General features: G+C 44.7%; 22 protein-coding genes and 1 pseudogene. 16 read left to right on the forward strand and 7 right to left on the reverse strand.

Annotation, left to right across the window (positions count from 1 at the left end):
- The first annotated feature begins 94 nt into the window (after positions 1-94).
- The gene (locus NYE28_RS07110; RefSeq protein ID WP_015417363.1) at positions 95-1,915 is read left to right on the forward strand and encodes a PAS domain-containing protein; all 1,821 of its coding nucleotides are present in this window, start codon (positions 95-97) and stop codon (positions 1,913-1,915) included.
- Between the two features lie 24 nt (positions 1,916-1,939).
- Here NYE28_RS07110 and NYE28_RS07115 read toward each other — a convergent pair whose 3' ends face one another.
- On the reverse strand, positions 1,940-3,109 hold the full coding sequence (locus NYE28_RS07115) for an aminotransferase A (RefSeq protein ID WP_181467537.1): 1,170 nt from the start codon (positions 3,107-3,109) through the stop codon (positions 1,940-1,942).
- 200 nt (positions 3,110-3,309) lie between these two features.
- Positions 3,310-3,471 (reverse strand): hypothetical protein, encoded by a 162-nt coding sequence (locus tag NYE28_RS07120; RefSeq protein WP_195182964.1) that lies wholly within the window; start codon positions 3,469-3,471, stop codon positions 3,310-3,312.
- Positions 3,472-3,659: 188 nt separating this feature from the next.
- Here NYE28_RS07120 and cheV point away from each other — a divergent pair, with 188 nt between their 5' ends.
- The gene (cheV, locus tag NYE28_RS07125; protein WP_039251615.1) at positions 3,660-4,571 is read left to right on the forward strand and encodes a chemotaxis protein CheV; all 912 of its coding nucleotides are present in this window, start codon (positions 3,660-3,662) and stop codon (positions 4,569-4,571) included.
- Positions 4,572-4,612: 41 nt separating this feature from the next.
- Here cheV and NYE28_RS07130 read toward each other — a convergent pair whose 3' ends face one another.
- From NYE28_RS07130 to NYE28_RS07145, 4 genes are all read right to left on the reverse strand, one after another.
- Positions 4,613-5,077 (reverse strand): YkyB family protein, encoded by a 465-nt coding sequence (locus NYE28_RS07130; protein ID WP_003154622.1) that lies wholly within the window; start codon positions 5,075-5,077, stop codon positions 4,613-4,615.
- 122 nt (positions 5,078-5,199) lie between these two features.
- The gene (locus NYE28_RS07135) at positions 5,200-6,492 is read right to left on the reverse strand and encodes an MFS transporter (protein ID WP_015239757.1); all 1,293 of its coding nucleotides are present in this window, start codon (positions 6,490-6,492) and stop codon (positions 5,200-5,202) included.
- Between the two features lie 75 nt (positions 6,493-6,567).
- Positions 6,568-7,062, reverse strand: a complete 495-nt coding sequence (locus NYE28_RS07140; RefSeq protein WP_088462390.1) for a L,D-transpeptidase family protein — start codon at positions 7,060-7,062, stop codon at positions 6,568-6,570.
- 74 nt (positions 7,063-7,136) lie between these two features.
- Positions 7,137-8,000, reverse strand: a complete 864-nt coding sequence (locus tag NYE28_RS07145; protein ID WP_337681103.1) for a metallophosphoesterase — start codon at positions 7,998-8,000, stop codon at positions 7,137-7,139.
- A 144-nt stretch (positions 8,001-8,144) separates the two neighbouring features.
- On the opposite strand from NYE28_RS07145, the gene fadH reads away from it, so the two are divergent.
- The 14 genes and pseudogenes from fadH (at position 8,145) to NYE28_RS07215 (ending at position 18,440) form a co-directional block, all read left to right on the forward strand.
- A complete protein-coding gene (gene fadH / locus NYE28_RS07150; protein ID WP_003154618.1) occupies positions 8,145-8,909 on the forward strand; it encodes a 2,4-dienoyl-CoA reductase in 765 nt (254 codons plus the stop codon).
- Positions 8,910-9,073: 164 nt separating this feature from the next.
- Positions 9,074-9,569 (forward strand): annotated as a pseudogene (locus NYE28_RS07155) (hypothetical protein).
- A gap of 141 nt (positions 9,570-9,710) precedes the next feature.
- Positions 9,711-10,931 (forward strand): EAL-associated domain-containing protein, encoded by a 1,221-nt coding sequence (locus NYE28_RS07160; RefSeq protein ID WP_007409615.1) that lies wholly within the window; start codon positions 9,711-9,713, stop codon positions 10,929-10,931.
- Between the two features lie 443 nt (positions 10,932-11,374).
- Positions 11,375-11,614, forward strand: a complete 240-nt coding sequence (locus NYE28_RS07165; RefSeq protein ID WP_003154613.1) for a DUF1797 family protein — start codon at positions 11,375-11,377, stop codon at positions 11,612-11,614.
- Positions 11,615-11,736: 122 nt separating this feature from the next.
- Positions 11,737-12,255, forward strand: coding sequence for a ribonuclease H-like YkuK family protein (locus NYE28_RS07170; RefSeq protein WP_020955744.1), 519 nt, complete (start codon positions 11,737-11,739; stop codon positions 12,253-12,255).
- Positions 12,256-12,395: 140 nt separating this feature from the next.
- Entirely contained in the window at positions 12,396-12,587 is a 192-nt protein-coding gene (gene abbA, locus NYE28_RS07175; protein WP_007409618.1) for an antirepressor AbbA, read from the forward strand.
- A 143-nt stretch (positions 12,588-12,730) separates the two neighbouring features.
- Positions 12,731-13,174, forward strand: a complete 444-nt coding sequence (gene cbpB, locus NYE28_RS07180) for a cyclic-di-AMP-binding protein CbpB (RefSeq protein ID WP_003154608.1) — start codon at positions 12,731-12,733, stop codon at positions 13,172-13,174.
- 140 nt (positions 13,175-13,314) lie between these two features.
- Complete coding sequence (gene ccpC, locus NYE28_RS07185) at positions 13,315-14,196, forward strand: transcriptional regulator CcpC (RefSeq protein ID WP_007611101.1); 882 nt, start codon at positions 13,315-13,317, stop codon at positions 14,194-14,196.
- A gap of 112 nt (positions 14,197-14,308) precedes the next feature.
- Positions 14,309-14,782 (forward strand): flavodoxin, encoded by a 474-nt coding sequence (locus NYE28_RS07190; RefSeq protein WP_012117440.1) that lies wholly within the window; start codon positions 14,309-14,311, stop codon positions 14,780-14,782.
- Positions 14,772-15,665 carry a sialidase family protein gene (locus NYE28_RS07195; protein WP_209783430.1) on the forward strand — a complete coding sequence of 298 codons (894 nt, stop codon included), beginning with the start codon at positions 14,772-14,774 and terminating at the stop codon, positions 15,663-15,665. Before NYE28_RS07190 ends, NYE28_RS07195 begins: the two co-directional genes overlap by 11 nt.
- 26 nt (positions 15,666-15,691) lie before the next feature.
- Positions 15,692-16,147, forward strand: a complete 456-nt coding sequence (locus NYE28_RS07200) for a flavodoxin (RefSeq protein ID WP_007409622.1) — start codon at positions 15,692-15,694, stop codon at positions 16,145-16,147.
- Between the two features lie 81 nt (positions 16,148-16,228).
- Positions 16,229-16,939: a 2,3,4,5-tetrahydropyridine-2,6-dicarboxylate N-acetyltransferase gene (gene dapD, locus NYE28_RS07205; protein WP_012117443.1), complete on the forward strand. Its 711-nt coding sequence runs from the start codon at positions 16,229-16,231 to the stop codon at positions 16,937-16,939.
- Between the two features lie 70 nt (positions 16,940-17,009).
- The gene (locus NYE28_RS07210) at positions 17,010-18,134 is read left to right on the forward strand and encodes an N-acetyldiaminopimelate deacetylase (RefSeq protein ID WP_038463797.1); all 1,125 of its coding nucleotides are present in this window, start codon (positions 17,010-17,012) and stop codon (positions 18,132-18,134) included.
- Positions 18,135-18,194: 60 nt separating this feature from the next.
- A complete protein-coding gene (locus NYE28_RS07215; protein WP_003154596.1) occupies positions 18,195-18,440 on the forward strand; it encodes a YkuS family protein in 246 nt (81 codons plus the stop codon).
- Between the two features lie 33 nt (positions 18,441-18,473).
- Here NYE28_RS07215 and NYE28_RS07220 read toward each other — a convergent pair whose 3' ends face one another.
- Positions 18,474-19,280: a mechanosensitive ion channel family protein gene (locus NYE28_RS07220; RefSeq protein WP_160223022.1), complete on the reverse strand. Its 807-nt coding sequence runs from the start codon at positions 19,278-19,280 to the stop codon at positions 18,474-18,476.
- Positions 19,281-19,465 lie beyond the last annotated feature (185 nt).

A 19,465-nucleotide genomic window follows, 5' to 3' on the forward strand; every position in this document is an offset into this window, starting at 1 on the left:
TGCTCATTTTTTAGCGAATCAATCTAGTGGAATTTCTTTTTATATCAGTCCGTGTCCAGCCTGCAGTGCGAGTATAATGCAAAGGAGGGATTCTGTGGAACAGGATACTCAGCATGTCAAACAGTTTCAATCGAAAACCGATCTTCATGCCGTTTTGACGTCTAACGGGCGTATTATGTATATTTCTGCAAACTGCAAATCGTACTTCAGTTATTCTCAGGAAGAGATGATCGGGTCATTTCTCAAAACGTTCCTGCATGAAGAAGATCAATTTTTGGTTGAAAGTTACTTCTATAATGAGCATCATTTGATGCCTTGCACCTTTCGTCTTATTAAAAAAGATCATACCATCGTATGGCTTGAAGCGGGTGTGGAAATTGTCACACCGCAAATGGAGGGGACGGATCGGGAAATCATCCTCAAAATCAAGGTGCTTGAGGAGAAGACGCCCCGCCGGCCTTATATGTATGAACAAAAGAAGCAAAAGGCAGAACAACAGTCGGAAGATGCGGCTGGAAACGGCGAATTCGAGCGTCTTGTCGAAATGCTGCCGAATCCTTTATATGTCAGCATCAACGGCACAATCGCCTACGCCAACAACGCGATGCTTGCCATGCTGGGAGCCGAAAGCAAAGACGAGGTAATCGGCAGGCGCTCTTATGAGTTTATTGAAGAAGAGTATCACGACATTGTGAAAAACCGAATTGTGCGGATGCAAAAAGGAATGGAAGTCGGAATGATCGAACAGACGTGGAGAAGGCTCGACGGCACGCCCGTTCATTTAGAAGTGAAGGCGGCACCGACGACATATAAAAATCAGCGGGCGGAATTGCTGCTTCTGATTGATATTTCTTCACGGAAAAAATTCCAAACGATTCTGCAAAAAAGCAGAGAGCGTTATCAGCTCCTCATTCAGAATTCAATTGACACGATCGCCGTGATTCACAATGATAAATGGGTATTCATGAATGAGTCGGGCATTTCGCTGTTTGAGGCTGAAACCTATGAAGATTTAATCGGGAAAAACGTCTATGATCAGCTTCATCCCTGCGATCATGACGGCGTAAAACAGCGGATCCAAAATATTATCGACCGAAAGACCGAGTCAGAAATCATTAAGCAGTCGTGGTTTACCTTTAAAAACCGGCTGATCTACACGGAAATGGTCTGCATTCCGACGACGTTTTTCGGAGAAACGGCCGTGCAGGTCATTCTGCGTGACATTTCTGAGCGGAAGCAGACTGAGGAATTAATGCTGAAGTCGGAGAAGCTGTCTATCGCAGGGCAGCTGGCGGCGGGAATCGCTCACGAAATCCGCAATCCGCTGACGGCGATCAAAGGATTTTTACAGCTCATGAAGCCGACGATGGAGGAAAACGAACATTACTTTGAAATTGTGTTTTCTGAACTGAGCAGAATCGAATTGATTTTAAGTGAGCTTTTAATGCTTGCCAAACCTCAGCAAAACGCCGTGAAAGAGCGTGTAAACTTAAAGAAAATTATAAGTGAAGTGACCGCTCTTTTAGAGACGCAGGCAAATCTTAAAGGGATTTTTATCAAAACGGATTATGAACATGACAGCATGTATATTAACGGTGATCAAAATCAGCTGAAACAGGTGTTTATCAATCTGATTAAAAATGCCGTTGAGTCGATGCCGGATGGGGGAACGGTTCACATCATCATGACAGAAGATGAGTATTCCGTTAATGTGACGGTGAAAGACGAGGGTGACGGGATACCGGAAAACGTGCTGAAACGAATAGGCGAACCGTTTTTGACAACGAAAGAAAAAGGAACCGGCCTGGGACTGATGGTCACATTCAACCTTATTAAAAACCACCAGGGAGCCATCCAAGTAGACAGCAAACCGGATAGAGGCACGGCCTTTCACATTACATTCCCGAAACAATAAAAAACAACGGCGTTATGCCGTTGTTTAAATAGTCTGCATGGATTCTCTCGTTTTTAAAATAAATGCTTCCAGCCGGTCCAAGCCTTCTCTCAATGTATCCAGTGAATATGCGAATGACAGCCTCACATACCCTTCACCCAACTTTGAAAACGAGCTGCCGGGCACAAGAGCCACACCTGCATCCTCTAAAAGAGCCATACTAAAATCAAACGATGACATTCCGAATGACTTAATGGAAGGGAAGATATAAAATGCGCCTGACGGCTTTACGACGTCAAGCCCCATTGAAACAAGACGGTCATATACATAGTCAAGCCGCTTTTTATACTGTTCTCTCATAATAAGCGCATCATCAACACCGTTTGTCACCGCTTCAAGAGCCGCTTTCTGAGAGATTGAAGACGCGCATGTCACACTGTATTGGTGAACTTTTAAGATGTGCTTGGCAATTTCTTTCGGTGCGAAAATGAAACCGATTCTCCAGCCCGTCATGCTGTGTGATTTTGACAGGCCGTTGATGACGATCGTCTGGTCTCTCAAATAAGACGCGATCGAATAATGCGGTCTGTCATAGGTTAATTCGCTGTAAATCTCATCAGACAGGACAAAAACATTTCTGCCCTTCAGGACGGCTGCGATGTTTTGCAGCTCTTCCTCAGACAATGTCACTCCGGTCGGGTTTGACGGATAAGGAAGAATGACGCATTTTGTTTTTGGTGTCAGCGATTCTTCAATGAGCCGCGCCGTCAGCTTAAATCCGTGTGTCGTCGTATCCACATGGACCGGAACGGCGCCCGACATGCGGATGATCGGTTCGTAGCCCGGATATATCGGTCCGGGGAGAATAACTTCATCGCCCGGAGATAAAATCGTCCGCAAAGCCGCGTCAATCGCTTGGCTTGCCCCGGTTGTGACGATGATTTCAGTTTCAGCTTCATAATTCAAATCAGCTTTTTTCTTCATATAAAGCTGTACGGCCTGTCTCAGCTCAAGGCCGCCCGCATTCGGAGTATATGCCGTTGCGTTCTCGTCGATTGCCTTTTTGGCAGCCGCTTTGACATGGTGCGGCGTGAAGAAATCCGGCTGACCGATCGTAAGCGAAATGACATTGTCGTGCTGAGCTACAAGATTTGAGAATTTGCGAATTCCTGAAATTTCAATTTCTTTTACATTCGGATTAAGCAAATGTTCCATAATTCATCACCTTATACTATATATTGAGTTTATCCTATTTTACCACTAGCTGAGCATTTGTCATCTTTTTATTGAACTATCCCGAGTATATGTCCGATATGTGAAAACATACCTTCTTTCAGAAAAAAATAAGACAACCAGCTGAAATGATTGTCTTCATTGTATCATGATCTATCTATTGTGATATGTGGCGAATGTCATTAATACCCGTATTCAAAGCTGACGTCTTCCCGCCATAAGATGTATGGATCGGGCTTGTCGGGACGCTCTTTCGCCTCTTTTTTCATTTGCAGGTAAGCCGTTTTGCTGATATCTTCTAACACCGTCATTTGATCTTGGTCGAATATGACTACTGTACCCATTTATTACACCCTTCTTCCTGAAAAATCCTTGACTATTTTACCACTCGATGTCAAAAAGTCAATGGGATATCAGAAAAAAGCATTTTTTTATAAAGAGTTCATGGCCAGTTGGACCGAATACATTCACTTTTTCCGTTTCCAGCCGATATATACAGTACAATACTGAATGCGGATAGCGAGGGATTGAATTGTCTTTACAACAATACGATATTTTATTGGATTCAGGCACAAACGAATTAGAAATCGTCAAATTTGAAGTAGGTGTCAATACATTTGGCATAAATGTGATGAAAGTCCGGGAAATCATTCAGCCGGTAGATGTCACATCTGTGCCTCAGTCTCATAAAGACGTAGAAGGGATGATTAAGCTGAGAGGCGAAATTCTTCCCGTCATCAGTCTGTATACCTTTTTCGGCGTTGATGCCGAAGGAGCAAAAGACGATAAATATATCGTAACGGAATTCAACAAGCGGAAAATCGTCTTTCACGTCGGTTCCGTTTCACAAATCCACAGGGTGTCCTGGGAGGCGATTGAAAAGCCGACTTCCTTGAACCAGGGGATGGAGCGGCATTTAACGGGAATCATCAAACTGGAAGAGACGATGATCTTTCTGCCTGATTATGAAAAGATCATTTACGATATTGAATCGGCATCCGGAGTTGAGACTTATCATGTCCATCAGGAAGGATTTGATGAAAGACGGGCGGGTAAAAAACTGATCATCGTTGAAGATTCGCCGCTTCTGATGCGTCTTTTGACGGATGAGCTGACTGAGGCGGGGTACAGTGAAATCGTTACGTTTGAAAACGGAAAAGAAGCGTATGATTACGTCGTGGAACTGACGGATAACGGAGCAAACCTGTCAGACCATATTGACATGATTATCAGTGACATTGAGATGCCGAAAATGGACGGGCATCGTTTGACGAAGCTCCTTAAGGATAACCCGCAAAGCTCTGATGTGCCGATTATGATTTTCTCGTCCCTGATTACGGACGACCTGCGCCACCGGGGCGAAGTAGTCGGAGCGGATGAACAGATCAGCAAGCCTGAAATCAGCGAGCTCATTAAAAAAGTGGATACGTACGTGATTGAATAGAAAAAGCCGATGCATAACGCATCGGCTTTTTTGCGGCGGAATTAAAAATAACTCTCACCAAGTTTTTTAAATACGGGTTTATGATAAGCGGGCTGCTGCCTGTTGGCGGCAAGCGGTTTTTCCTTTAAGCCCACATATTTTTGCAATACGTTTTTCGCTTTTGTCAAAGACATTTGTGCTTTAGGATTGCGGTACGATTGATTTAACGTACCTAAATGCGGAAGATGCTGGAAGTCTTCTTTTGTTGGAGGCATGTGAAAATAGTAGTCTCCGATAGAGATAAGTACGTCTGACTGCTGTTGGCTAAACCTGGGATTATTTGAAAAGTGAAGCCCTATTTTTTTCCCTTTGCCTTCTTTCACAAGCTTTTGTAATGCCCGTTTTTTCAGCAGATAAAGGTATTTAGGGTTGGGGGCGGTTTTTGCATGGCGGTTCACAGTATAAACAGCTTTTGAAAGATTCTCGATGGTTGGCTGCAGCTCTTTCGAATAAGCGTGGTCGTCCATTATTTCTCTCCTTTGCATTGATCAAGTTCATATATAGATTATACTTTTTTAGCGTTGAAATGCAAATATTGATTATAAAAATACGCCTTTTTCTGATGAAAAGGGCGCATCTTTTTCCTTTATTAGACAGGTTTCGCATGTTTTTCAGAATCAGCCTTTAATGATTGCTGCACATCGATCTCTGCTGCCTCGGCGCTGTATTTCGGAAGAGCGATAAAATAGAACACAAATACCGCTAAAATCACGATTCCCATGCCGTAATAAAGGTAATCAATATTGGTAACGAATTTCGGAAACAACAGGGCGACCAGTCCGAGTGTAATTGATTGGGCAAACATCATAAAAGGATCCTGCCAGCCGCTGACCCGGCCCATTATTTTCGGATGAACGATTTTCGGCATCCAGCCGCCGATGGCGATATTGACAGGGCCGATGCACATGCCGAGGACGAAAGCCGCCGCATAATAAATCCACAGCTTATCCGTATAGCCGAGGACAAAAATGAGCAGTCCGGCTGCCAAAATAGGAATCGACATCAAATGATGCGGTTTGACTTTTTTTGCGATCATCGTTCCGATCACACTTCCTGCAAGCAGGCCGAAGCCGAGTGCGACGGTGAAGATGGAAGTATGTGATTCGTAATGATCAGGCGCAAGTCCGTATTTCATCGTAAACATCGGCAGTACGGCAAAGCCGCCGTTGACAAAACCAAAGATAAAAAAGCCGAAAATAAGGGAAGCAAGCAATTTGTTTTTAACAATATATACGATCCCTTCCTTAAAATCAGCGACCGAGTCTTTCAGAAACGAATCTCCCCATTTAAAAGGGCCGTTCGGCTGACGGGCTTCTTTCGGAATGCGGCACGCGCGGATCAGAAAGCCTGATACAATAAAGCTGACAAAATCAAGGATAATGGCTCCGTGAATACCGATCGTTTTATACATAAACGCGCCTATACCGACGCCGAATACCATGAAGATGCTGAACAGGATCTGGTTAAGTCCCGCCGCTTTCGCGTAATGCTCCTTAGGCAGAATAGCTTGTACAAGGCTGGCTTCCGCCGGGAAAAAGAACTTGGTCACGGCGCTTCTGATGAACAAAATACAGAATACGAGAGGGATGCTCCCGGTGTATAATGCGGCAAACAATACGATCGTCAGTCCGGCTCTGATCCAGTCACAATTCTCTGCGACCTTTTTCCTGTCAAGCCGGTCAGCTGCGACACCGACAATCAGAAATACGAAAACTGTCGGCAGTGAATACATCAGCTCAGCCAAAGTCGTGTATGCCGGCTGGTTTGAAAAATGGTCCAGCAAGTAAAAAGCGAAAGCCATATTACCTACAGTCGTTCCCATTTGAGAAGCGAGTGCTGCGAAAAAGAGACGGACAAAATTGCGATTTTTAAATATATCCATAAACACGCTCCTTACCCTAAAGGTCCCACTGTAATATATTATCATCAGCTCGTTCCATTAACAAATAAGATCTTTCTATCTTATAATAGTCACCCTTGTTCCATTAGGAACGGTAGCGGCAAGTTCAGTGACGTCCTGATTATACATCCGGATGCATCCTTTTGATACCGCTTTGCCGATGGAGGAAGGATTATTTGTTCCGTGAATGCCGTAATGAATTTTAGAGAGGCTGAGCCAATAGGCGCCGAACGGGCCGCCGGGCTTAGGCTGGCGGTTCACGATGTAAAATTCTCCGGTCGGCGTGGTCGTCAATATTTTTCCGACTGCGATGGGATACGTACGGATGAGCCTGCCAAGGCGGTATAACTCCAGTTTCTTCGCTCCGATATACACGATGATGGAGTAGGGAATGGTGGATGGGTCGGGAAGATTCGGTATGATAATATGCTGTCCCGCGTATATGACCGATTGGATTGAGGGATTTGCCTGAAGGAGAGCAGCAGTGCTTATTCTGAAGTCTTGCGCAATGCTTGAGATGGTTTCTCCTTGTTTCACTTGATATGTCAGCAGTTTCATCACCCTCCTTTTTGCTCTTTTCCATATACATATTACGGAGGGGGTGTCTGTGCATCAGGATAAAAGTCTTATTTTTGCTCGGTTTTCAATGTGAACAGCGTGATTTCCGGTCTGGCTAAAAATCGATACGGCAGTCTTGTCGTACCGAGCCCGCGATTGACGTAAACGGCTGTGTCATGCAGTGTATACATGCCGTCGGTATACGTTTTTCCGTAAGGAGGCGTAATGAGAGGGCCGAAAAACGGGAGCTGGACCTGGCCGCCGTGAGTGTGTCCCGACAGCTGGAGGTTTACGGGATATCCGCCTATCTTAAGAGCGGCATCAGGCTCGTGGACGATTAAAATGGAAAACGCATCTTCGGAAAGGCGTGACAGGGTGCCTTCATAATCTGGTTTTCCGAGTATTACATCATCCAAAAACGCGAATTCAATCCGGCTTCCGTCTGTCAGCTGCACCTGACGGTAGCCGTTTCGAAGCACTTGAAAATCAGCCGCTTCCATCAGAGCCTTGTACGTGTTCGTACCGTAGCCTCCATGGTCATGGTTTCCGTAAACACAAAGTTTGCCGAAGGGAGCTTCAAGATTTTGCAGCACGGCGAGTGCATGCTGGTGATCATTAAATAAATGCGGCTTATCAATTAAATCTCCCGTAAAGATGAGCAGATCGGGTTTCAGCTGATTGATCTTTTCCGCTGCTTTATTCAAGTCACCGGATGTAAACACATCACTGAGATGCGTATCGCTGAATTGAACGATTTTAAAATTGTCAAAACCGCGGGGGATCAGGCGGCTGGTGATTGTATGCCGGGTGATCTCAATCATGCGCGGTTCAATATACCGGGCATAGCCGTAACCTCCGCAAGCCATTGCGAGAGCTGCACCCAAAATGCCGAATCCTCTTTTTAAAAATGTTCTTCTGGTCATTTTCTCCATATGTAAAACCAACCTTTGTCAGAGTTGTTCTATTATATCATCCGCCTGGCTGAAAAATCCCTTCTCAGCATGTAATGACGCGGATAGACATCTGTGATAAAATTATGAATGATTATTCATTCAATAAAAAGGGGTGGGTTTGTTATGGATAAGAAAGCGGTAATCATTACAGGCGGTTCAAGCGGCATGGGAAAAGCAATGGCGAAAAAACAGGCTGAATTAGGATGGCACGTCATGGTGACAGGGAGGAACCATGAAGCACTTGAGGAAACAAAAAAAGAAATTGAGACCTTTGAGGGACAGGTCGCCTGTTTTCAAATGGATGTCCGTTCTGATTCCGCCGCTTCAGACATGATTACAGAAGCGAAAAAAGTCTTTGGCCGGCTCGATGCGCTGATTAACAATGCGGCCGGCAACTTTATTTGCCCGGCAGAGAAGCTGACGCCCAATGGATGGAAAGCTGTTATTGAGATTGTTTTAAACGGCACATTTTTCTGCAGCCAAGCAGCGGCAAGGCATTGGATCGAGCAGGAGCAGAAGGGCGTCATCTTGAATATGGCCGCTACATACGCATGGGGAGCGGGAGCGGGTGTCGTTCATTCCGCTGCAGCCAAAGCGGGGGTATTGTCACTGACAAGAACGCTGGCCGTTGAATGGGGGAGCAAATACGGCATCCGCACAAACGCGATAGCCCCAGGCCCGATTGAACGGACAGGCGGTGCGGAGAAGCTGTTTGAATCGGAAAAAGCGGTGTCCCGCACTATGAACAGTGTGCCGCTCGGCCGGCTGGGCACACCGGAGGAAATCGCCGCGTTGGCAGCGTTTTTGCTATCTGATGAAGCGTCCTACATAAACGGGGACTGTATCACAATGGACGGGGGGCAATGGCTGAATCCTTATCCGTTTTAATTTTTCATATATTGATTATTTTGCGAAACAAGCGAACGTTAAAGCCGCCGTTCGCTTGTTTTATTTTCTATTCAAAATTATGATATAATTTTGAAAGATTAAGGGGCGATTAATTGAAGAAATTATGAAAATGGTTCGTTGTACTATTTGTAAGCAGTTTCGTTATCATCTTTAATATTTGGTACTTTATTATTTGTGCTTTTACTCCGGAGTATTATCAAAATACCAATCTTACATCTGATGAAATAATCAGATTTGAAAAGCTATTTCACATAGATTTTCCTGATGAAACGAAATTTATTAAAGCCAGGGAGTATTTGAGTGGGCTCGGAGGCGATACATCGGCTGTATTATATGTGTCTCTGCCAACCAAGCTGGCGGAACGATTTTATCTGATTATACGTATATGCCAATAAATCATACTGATCATGCCGGTTCAATGTATGGAGTTGACGTTTCCGAGAGTGTTGGCGGGTTAACAACTCTTACATGTGGCACTTTAGATAAAAAAGGAACTTTCTTTCAGTTGAAACATGATGATGATTGGATATATAACAGCACTGATTGGAGCCATTATTTTGGATAGATGCCGGTTATAATGCTCTTATATTTATCCTTTTATTTGTGATTGTGAAACAAATGAATAACGTCCTTAATTAACCGGTCTGAAGAGTGATCTTAAAAATGTCCCCCTTTTATTTAAAGCTGCGGCCATACTGCCTCCTTTTCCCCTAATCTAAACATTTGTGGTGCTGATATAATTGTGTATAATCAGACAAAGATAGAGAAGCAGGTGATAACATGTTGGACCCACTTGATATACTGACGAATATTGATGATGTCATTCCGTATTACCAAGCGATTTTTAACGCTGAGGAACAAAGAGTCGTAGGCTACGAAGTGCTTGGGCGGATTTTGGCAGATGCGGAGATTGAGAGCCTCGGGCCGTTTTTCTTAGATTCCGGCATTCCGGAAGAATATAAGCTTGAGGTCGATGACAGAGTCATCAGGCAGGCGCTGGAGCGGTTTAAAGAAGCTGACCGTGATCTGTTGATTTTTATCAATCAGGATGCGAATGTATTGATGCTTGACCACGGCGAAAGTTTTCTTGAGCTTTTGAAAGAATACGAAGAGCAGGGCATTGAATTGAACCGTATTGTGCTTGAGATCACCGAGCACAATTTCGAAGGCGACATTGAACAGCTGTACCATATGCTTGCCTACTATCGTACATACGGCATTAAAATCGCGGTGGACAATATAGGTAAGGAGAGCAGCAACCTGGACAGAATCGCGCTCCTTTCACCGGACCTTCTGAAAATAGATTTGCAGGCGCTGAAGGTATCTCAGCCGTCACCATCATATGAGCATGTGCTGTACAGCATTTCATTGCTGGCGAGAAAAATCGGCGCCGCGCTGCTGTATGAAGATATAGAAGCTGATTTCCAGCTCCAGTACGCATGGAGAAACGGAGGCCGATTTTTTCAAGGCTATTATCTGCAGGCGCCGAGCGGGGATTTTATAGACCGGAGCCTGTTAAAAGCACGCTTGAAAACGGAGTTTCAGCAATTTATCACGAGAGAAAAAAAGAAGCTGGAAACGGTATATGAACACTCTGAGAATTTTTATAAGCGGGTCAATCAGGCAGTTTCCGAACTGAAGAAAACCCATCAGGCGGACGATGAGTTTATTAAAAAACTGGCGGAAAACCTGACGGACTGCTGTTTCAGAATTTATATGTGTGATGAAGAAGGCTATCAGCTGACGGGAAATGTGTTCAAGCAGTCCGGCGAATGGCTTTATCAGCCTGAATACATGGAGAAAAACTGGAGCTGGCGTCCGTACTTTTTAGAAAACATCATGAAGATGCGGAATTCAAGAAAAGGTTTTTTCAGTGACCTGTACAGTGATATTGAGACAGGTGAGATGATCAGAACCTTTTCATACCCGATGGATGACAATATGTATTTATTTATCGATCTGCCTTACTCTTATTTATATGAACAGGACGGGTTACTTTAAAGCGGCTGCTGTATGCCGCTTTTTTTGTTCATTTGAAAAAAGTTTTAAAAAACGATTGACAATGATACTGATAATCATTATCATTTAGTTATAGAGAGAAGTTACTCTCTGTTCCCCAACCCCTCTATCAGATCAAGATCCGAAAAAACTTGGCGCTACCCCCGCCAAGTTTTTTTATGCTGTCTCCTCATAAAAGGGCTTCTCCTTACATACATCTGATAAGGCGGCTCAAAAAGCGAAAAATTATTTTTGAAAGGTGTATGACATTCCGAAAAAAGCTTCAAACTATTCGAAAACACGGTTTTTCCCGTTTATTTCTTTTTGAAAATCCAGCGGGAAAATGCCATCCCGGTCTACTTTATGGTATGATGCTCTGTAGAACTTGTATTATAATAAATACTTGTTGATTTGAAGTTGTTTTTTGAAAGGAGTCTTTTTTTAGAATGTCACAATTAATGGGTATCATCACGCGGCTGCAAAGTCTGCAAGAAACAGCGGAAGCGGCTAACGAGCCGATGCAGCGTTATTTTGAAGTTAACGGCGAAAAAATTTGCAGTGTTAAATATTTCGAAAAAAATCAAACGTTTGAACTGACGGTTTTCCAAAAAGGTGAAAAACCTAACACATATCCGTTTGATAACATTGACATGATTTCTATTGAAATTTTTGAGCTCCTTCAGTAATTTGATTTGATTTTTCAGGCTGACCAAGCTTCCGGTCTTCCGCAAGCGGAGCTTTATTAAATTATGCAAAGGAACGTGCTTGTTCGTTTGGTTGTAGACTCTGGAAAGAGGAGTGTCCGTACATGGCTGATTCTTTTCTGTTTTATAATCTTTCTGAGGCACAGATGACCTTTCAAGACGTGACGGAGCGGCTGAAACGCTTTGTCAATAAAGACCCCCGTTCAGCATACGTGCTGTCTGTAGGGACTGATTCACAAGTTTACCGCGACTTCACAAAGTTTATTACGGCTATACACTTGCACCGTACAGGCAAGGGAGCTTGGGGCTGTTTGAAAAATCACGATCTTGCAAGACCGATACATAGCCTTCGCGAAAAAATTTCGCTGGAAACCGCGTTCAGCCAGGAGATGGCTGCGCATATCCTCGACGGCCGTCTTATGGAACTGACAGATTTGCTCTTGCCTTTTGCGGATGAAGGGGCGGATCTTTCATTTGAAGTGCATCTGGATATCGGTCAAAAAGGGCTGACAAAAGAATTGATACAAGAAATGACCGGCCGCATTACCTCGATGGGCATTGAAGCGAAAATCAAGCCCGATTCCTGCACAGCATTCAGTTATGCCAATCGTTACACAAAATAATATTTCATACAGAATCCGCAAAATGTCGAATTATGCGGTTGACGATTTTTTTCTGTTTACTTATTCTAGCGGTAGAGCTGAAAGCAAATTTCACGTTGCTTTCGGAGGTATTCAGTTAAAAATAGGGGGCCTGATTACGTATGAGTCTTATCGGTGAACGATTTACGGAAGAAGAACAGAAACTTCTGCTGAATATCCTGATCAATCAAGAATATGCCATTGAGCTTTTGACCAGCGAAATCAACGATATAGAAGCAGGGTCAAAAAGCGTCGATGGAACCACTTATAAAAAACTCGTAACGCTCTATGACCGTTTTCGGAATGAAAATTAATCAGCGGCCTATAAATTGATACTCGATTGCAAAGAGTATCTTTTTTATTGACGGAAACTTTTCGACAAAAAATGATAATGTTTATATTATTGCAATATAGGGAATACATGCTTTGATGAAAAATGTAAAGGGGTCGAAGTGACATGATTAGCTTACAATCAGATCAGCTTCTTGATGCAACAGTCGGACAATTTATGATCGAGGCGGATAAAGTGGCGCACGTTCAAGTCGGAAACAACCTTGAGCATGCTCTATTAGTGCTGACGAAAACCGGCTATACCGCCATTCCCGTCCTTGACGCTTCGTACCGTCTGCACGGTTTGATCGGGACAAATATGATTATGAACAGCATTTTCGGACTTGAACGGATCGAGTTTGAGAAGCTGGATCAAATTACGGTTGAGGAAGTCATGCTGAAAGACATTCCCCGTCTCCACATCAATGATCCGATTATCAAAGGGTTCAGCATGGTCATTAACAACGGCTTTGTCTGCGTTGAAAATGATGAAGGCGTCTTTGAAGGCATTTTCACGAGAAGAGTCGTATTAAAGCAGTTGAGCAGCCATATCAGATCATTGAATAAGTAGGCTCGCACGATCAGCCTATTTGTTCTTTTGCATGCCGGAAAAAGAAAACGCATACATATGAGTGGCGCTTGCCTCGGCAGCCTTTATTTTATTAGAATGGTAGATAAGAAATACGAAAAGGCATTGAAAAGGAGGACGACATGCAGCTTCAAGAGCTTCATATGCTCGTAGTTTTAGCTGAGGAATTAAACATGAGGAAGGCTGCCGAACGATTATTCGTGTCACAGCCGGCTCTGTCCCAGCGATTGCAGACCATTGAAAAAGCCTGGGGAACAAAGATCTTTCTTAGATCTCAAAAAGGACTTACGGTAACGCCGGCAGGAGAAAAAATCATACAATTTGCAAATGACGTCACGGATCGGCAAGAAAGAATCAGAGAAAACATTGATGAACTTGAGGGTGAGATTCACGGCACATTAAAGCTTGCCGTCGCCTCGATTATCGGGCAGCACTGGCTTCCGAAAGTGTTAAAAACATATGTGGAACGATATCCGAATGCAAAGGTCTCTCTCATTACAGGGTGGAGCAGCGAAATGCTGAAAAGTCTGTATGAAGATCAGGTACATATCGGCATTATCCGGGGAAATCCGGAATGGAAAGGCCGGAAAGATTATTTAATGACCGATCATTTATATTTGGTTGATACGGAAATTTCCTGTATTGATGATATTGCCCATACCGACCGGCCGTTCATCCAATTCAAAAGTGACAGTACATATTTTCAGGAAATTCAGCATTGGTGGCATCAAAAATTCAAAACCTCGCCGAAACAGACCATCCTTGTCGATCAGATTGAAACGTGCAAGCAGATGGCGCTGCACGGGATCGGTTATGCCATTCTGCCGTCAGTCACCTTAGAAGAGGAAGATAAAGTAAATAAAATGCCTCTGCTTGATACAAAGGACCATCCGATCGGCCGTGACACATGGCTGCTCGGTTATGAGCCGGCATTTGAATTAAAACAGGTGCAGGCTTTTGTTTCTGTCATTAAAGATATGCTGAAGCAGGAACGCCCATTTTAGAAAGACAGCAATCATGCTGTCTTTTTTTTATTTTTTATTGACAATGAAAATCATTATCATTTAAAGTGTTATATATGTTAATGAAAATCATTATCAATTACGAGGTGGTCATATGCAGAAAGCATTAATGATATACGCAAGCATGTCGGGGAATACAGAGGATATTGCCGGCATTATAAAAGAAACACTGAGCGGGCATCAGATAGCAGTTGACTGTCTTGACATGGACGAAGCAGATGCGGATTCTCTCGAAGCATATGATTATGTTTTTGTCGGCACGTACACATGGGGGGACGGTGATCTTCCTTACGAAGCGGAAGATTTTTACGAAGATATTCTGCACAGCCAGCTCAACGGACTGAAAACGGCCTGTTTCGGTTCAGGCGATCACGCCTACCCGAAGTTTTGCGAAGCGGTCACGCTGTTTTGCGATGCGTTTGAACAGGCCGGAGCCAATTTATATCCGGAAACGCTGAAAATTGAGCTGGCGCCCGAGACGGCTGAGGATCAGGAATGCTGCAAAGAATTTGTCCGCGGTTTTCTTGCATGGGCCGCTCACCACGGAGACCGGTGCCATGTTTCATAAAGGCGCGACGGCTGTGATGGCATCAGTATCTTCGGGATTTTTTGTGGCTGTGAAAGGCGAAGGTATTTTTCATTTTTCGGCGGAAGAAGGCTGGAAAAGACTGTTCCGAGTGAAAAGCAGAATTCATGTGCTGACTTACATAGGGCCCTACATATTCGCGGCTGGAGAAAAAGGCGCCGTCCTCAGATCAGCCGATCAGGGAAAGACCTGGACGGCCTCCCGGTTTCCGACCAGCGCCTCCGTATGGGCCGTTGCCGGGCGGAATGACGGGTTTGTCTGTGCGCACGGCACATACTGCCTCTACTTATCTGATGATTTCGGCGTCACTTGGCATGTGGCTAAGCCCTTTTCACAATTAAAGGAGCCGCCTGTCATCCGTTCGCTTTGTTTACACGGTCAGACGATTTATATCGGCACCCGGATTCATATGAATCATGGCGGCATTTGGGCGTATGATCTGACGGAAGAACGCATCCGGCGTATAAGCCGCGAAAGGCAGCGCATGACGGCTTCAATGATGATGTATCAGAATGACTGGCTCATTGCAGCAAAGGGCGCGGCAAAGGGAGAACGGGGGGAGGTTGCCGTCCGAAACGTGCGGACGCAAGAGGAGTTTGCCATTACAGCAGGACCCGCCGTACGGGAAAAATCATTTCTCGACGTTTCTGAGGATAACGGGATTATTTATGTCACATCGACACAGGACGAAAACGGATTTTCGCGTATTTATCAAGCTGATCTCGCCGCCGGTGAATTAAAGTGGTTTGATACGATCCGCGGTCACGGATGGCGGGTGGCCAACCGGGAAGAAAACTTTTTTTGCGCGGGCCTTTACGAAAGTAAGTTTGTCAGACCGTATGAGGCGGTTCGGCTCGCACATTAGTTTTTATGCATAAAGGAGAGACGAAGATGGGGAATGTATTGCTTGTTTACGCCACAATGTCAGGAAACACCGAGGCGATGGCGGATTTAATTGAAAAAGGGCTGATCGAAGCACAAGCATCCGTAGACAGATATGAAGCGATGGATATTCATGCCGAACTTTTTAATGATTACGAGTATATTTTATTAGGCACATATACGTGGGGAGACGGGGATCTTCCTGATGAAATGCTCGATATTGCTGAAGATATGGAAAACCTGGAGTTTACGGGAAAAACATTTGCTTTGTTCGGTTCCGGAGATACGTCCTATGAGTTTTTTTGCGGGGCGGTTGACGAATTGGAAAAAGTAATCACGGCCCGCGGCGGGCGGGTGGTGCTGCCGTCGGTCAAAATTGAAAACAACCCTGAGGGCAGTGAGGAAGAAGAGCTCCGGGAATTCGGAAGACAGTTTGCCGCGCTGTGCAGCCAGCCGGCAGAATAAAGGCTTGTTCCTTTTTTTCTTGTCTTTGTATCCTTCCTTTGTTACAGTAATGAGGTAGAAAATCAGAGGAGGACAATACATATGAAAATGATGGATGCAAATGAAATTATTTCATTTATTCAAAATAGTACAAAATCAACGCCTGTAAAAGTGTATGTAAAAGGCGATCTTGAAGGAATCAGCTTTGGCGATTCCGCTAAAACATTCCTGAACGGCCAATCCGGCGTCGTTTTTGGCGAGTGGGCTGAAATTAAAAGCGTAATCGAAGAAAACAAAGACAAAATTGAGGATTACGTCATTGAAAATGACCGCCGCAACTCTGCGATCCCGATGCTTGATTTAAAAGATGTTAAAGCGAGAATCGAGCCCGGCGCTATTATCCGCGACCAAGTCGAAATCGGCGACAATGCCGTTATCATGATGGGGGCATCTATTAATATCGGTTCAGTCATCGGCGAAGGTACGATGATTGATATGAACGTTGTTCTCGGCGGACGCGCGACTGTCGGCAAAAACTGCCACATCGGAGCGGGTTCTGTATTAGCGGGCGTTATTGAGCCGCCTAGCGCTAAGCCTGTTGTCGTGGAAGACGACGTTGTGATCGGCGCAAATGCGGTTGTGCTTGAAGGCGTAACAATCGGTAAAGGTGCGGTTGTCGCTGCTGGAGCCATCGTTGTAAATGACGTCGAGCCATATACCGTTGTAGCGGGAACACCTGCGAAAAAAATCAAAGATATCGATGAAAAAACAAAAGGCAAAACAGAAATCAAACAGGAATTACGCCAGCTGTAAGGAATGGTTTGATAGAATGGGCGTGGATGATAAAATCCACGCCTTATTCTTATCTCAAGGAGGAATACATATGGAAAAAGAGCGGCTCATTGCCATCCGAAGAGATCTGCACCGCATTCCGGAGATCGGGTTTCAGGAATATAAAACCCAACAGTACCTGCTGAATCTATTGAACCAATATCCGGAGGAAAGAATTGAAATTGAAACTTGGAGAACCGGCACCTTTGTCAAAGTCAACGGCACGGCTCCGGAAAAAATGCTCGCCTACAGAGCGGATATAGACGCTCTGTCGATTGAAGAGCAGACGGGGCTTCCGTTTGCATCTGAACACCCCGGTTTTATGCACGCATGCGGCCACGATATGCACATGACCATCGCGCTCGGCATTATTGATCATTTTGTCCATCATCCCGTCAAACATGATCTGCTCTTTTTATTCCAGCCGGCTGAAGAAGGACCGGGCGGAGCGGAACCGATGCTTGAAAGCGATGTGCTGAAAAAATGGACGCCGGATTTGATTACCGCTCTCCATATAGCACCTGAGCTTCCTGTAGGCACAATCTCCACCAAAAGCGGCTTGCTGTTTGCCAATACGAGCGAACTCGTCATCGATCTCGAGGGGAAAGGCGGGCATGCGGCATATCCGCATACAGCAGACGACATGGTCGTCGCCGCGAGCACGCTTGTCACGCAGCTGCAGACGGTCATATCCAGAAATACGGATCCGCTTGACAGCGCTGTGATCACTGTCGGAACGATTACCGGGGGCACGGCGCAAAATATCATCGCAGAGCATGCTCATCTGGAGGGAACCATCCGGACGCTTTCCGAGGAATCAATGCGTATGGTGAAAAAGCGGATTGAAGAGCTTGTCAAAGGAATTGAAATCGGCTTCCGATGCAAAGGAAAAGTCACGTATCCGTCCGTTTATCATCAAGTTTATAATACAAGCGGCCTGACCGAAGAATTTATGCAATTTGTCAGCGATCATCAGCTTGCTGACGTGAGAACGGCGAAAGAAGCGATGACCGGAGAAGATTTCGGATATATGCTGAAAAAATATCCCGGCTTTATGTTCTGGCTGGGGGCCGATTCATCCCACGGGCTTCATCACGCCAAGCTGAACCCGGATGAAGATGCGATGGAAACCGCGGTAAATGTCATGGTCGGATATTTTTCGAAGTATGCCAATTAAATCCGAAAAGAAGAATAATCTAACAAAAATTGAGCATTCTACATAACGGAGGTGTTCAATATGACGAAAAAAATTGGAATTGAACAATCTTTATCGGATGTAGAACAGGCGTTAAAACAAAAAGGATATGACGTAGTGATGATGAAGACTCCTGAGGATGCGAAGAATTGTGACTGCTGTGTTGTAACCGGACTTGACAGCAATGTCCAAGGAATTGCCGATACGTCAACTCAGGCTCCCGTCATTACGGCTTCCGGAATGACCGCCGACGAAATCTGCAGCGAAGTGGAAAAAAAATTTCATTAAAAAGAAAAAACCGAAGCTTACGCTTCGGTTTTTCTATTCGGCGGAAGCGGCGTTTTTAAAACGGTCGAGCGCGATTTTTATTTCTCTCCGCAGTACGCGTTCAACCCGCCATTGCTCCATATTTTCTGTTTTGGCAATGATTCTGATTACCATTTCTGACGTGCTTAAATCCTGAACCCCGATGACGTCCGGCCCTTCCTTAATCTGCGGGAACTCAGCGGCTGCTTTGTCACACGCGGTTTGCAGGATTTGAATGGTTTCATCAAGATTTTTTTCAAGCGGCACTTTAATATCGACAAGCGCCTGCATCGTTCCGCGGGAATGGTTGCTCACATTCGTAATGCCCCGGTTGGGAAGATAGTGAAGCGTGCCGTCAAAGCTCCGGATTTGTGTCGTACGGAGACCGACCTGCTCGACAATGCCGCTGTAGCCGGCAACCGTAATATAATCGCCGACGTCGATCTGTTTTTCCAAAAGGATAAAAAATCCGGTGACGATGTCACTGACAAGCCCCTGAGCCCCGAAGCCGACTGCGAGACCGACCACGCCGGCGCCGGCAATGAGAGCGCTCGGATTGTAGTGAAATAAATCCAAAATCATTACGATAAAAACGAAAATCAGGATGTATCCATATACATTAAGCGCGAGGCTTCGCAAAGTATAAGCGCGGCCTGTGGAGAGGTTGTTTTGTTGCTCGAATTTCTGAAACAGATGCTTGATCAGCTTTTTTCCTGCCGCCCGGAAAATAAAGTACGCTAAAATAATGAGAGCCAGCTTTATGATGAAAATCCCGGCAGATGTGAGAAGCCCGGCCCAGTCAAAGTGTTTTAAATCAATCATAGTGATGTCTTCCTTTCAAGTCTTTTGCGGAAAAAGCTAAAAGTGATATACCCGTTTTTAAAAAAAATAAACCTTTTAATAGAAACCAGTTATTTCATTTATGATTTGTTCATATTGCCCGGTTTCAATATCATCATTTTTGTGAAGATATGAACTAAGGAATCGCCACACTCATTTTAACATGG

It is taken from the genome of Bacillus sp. FSL R5-0443 (assembly GCF_038608285.1).
GTDB classification, from domain to species: domain Bacteria; phylum Bacillota; class Bacilli; order Bacillales; family Bacillaceae; genus Bacillus; species Bacillus velezensis.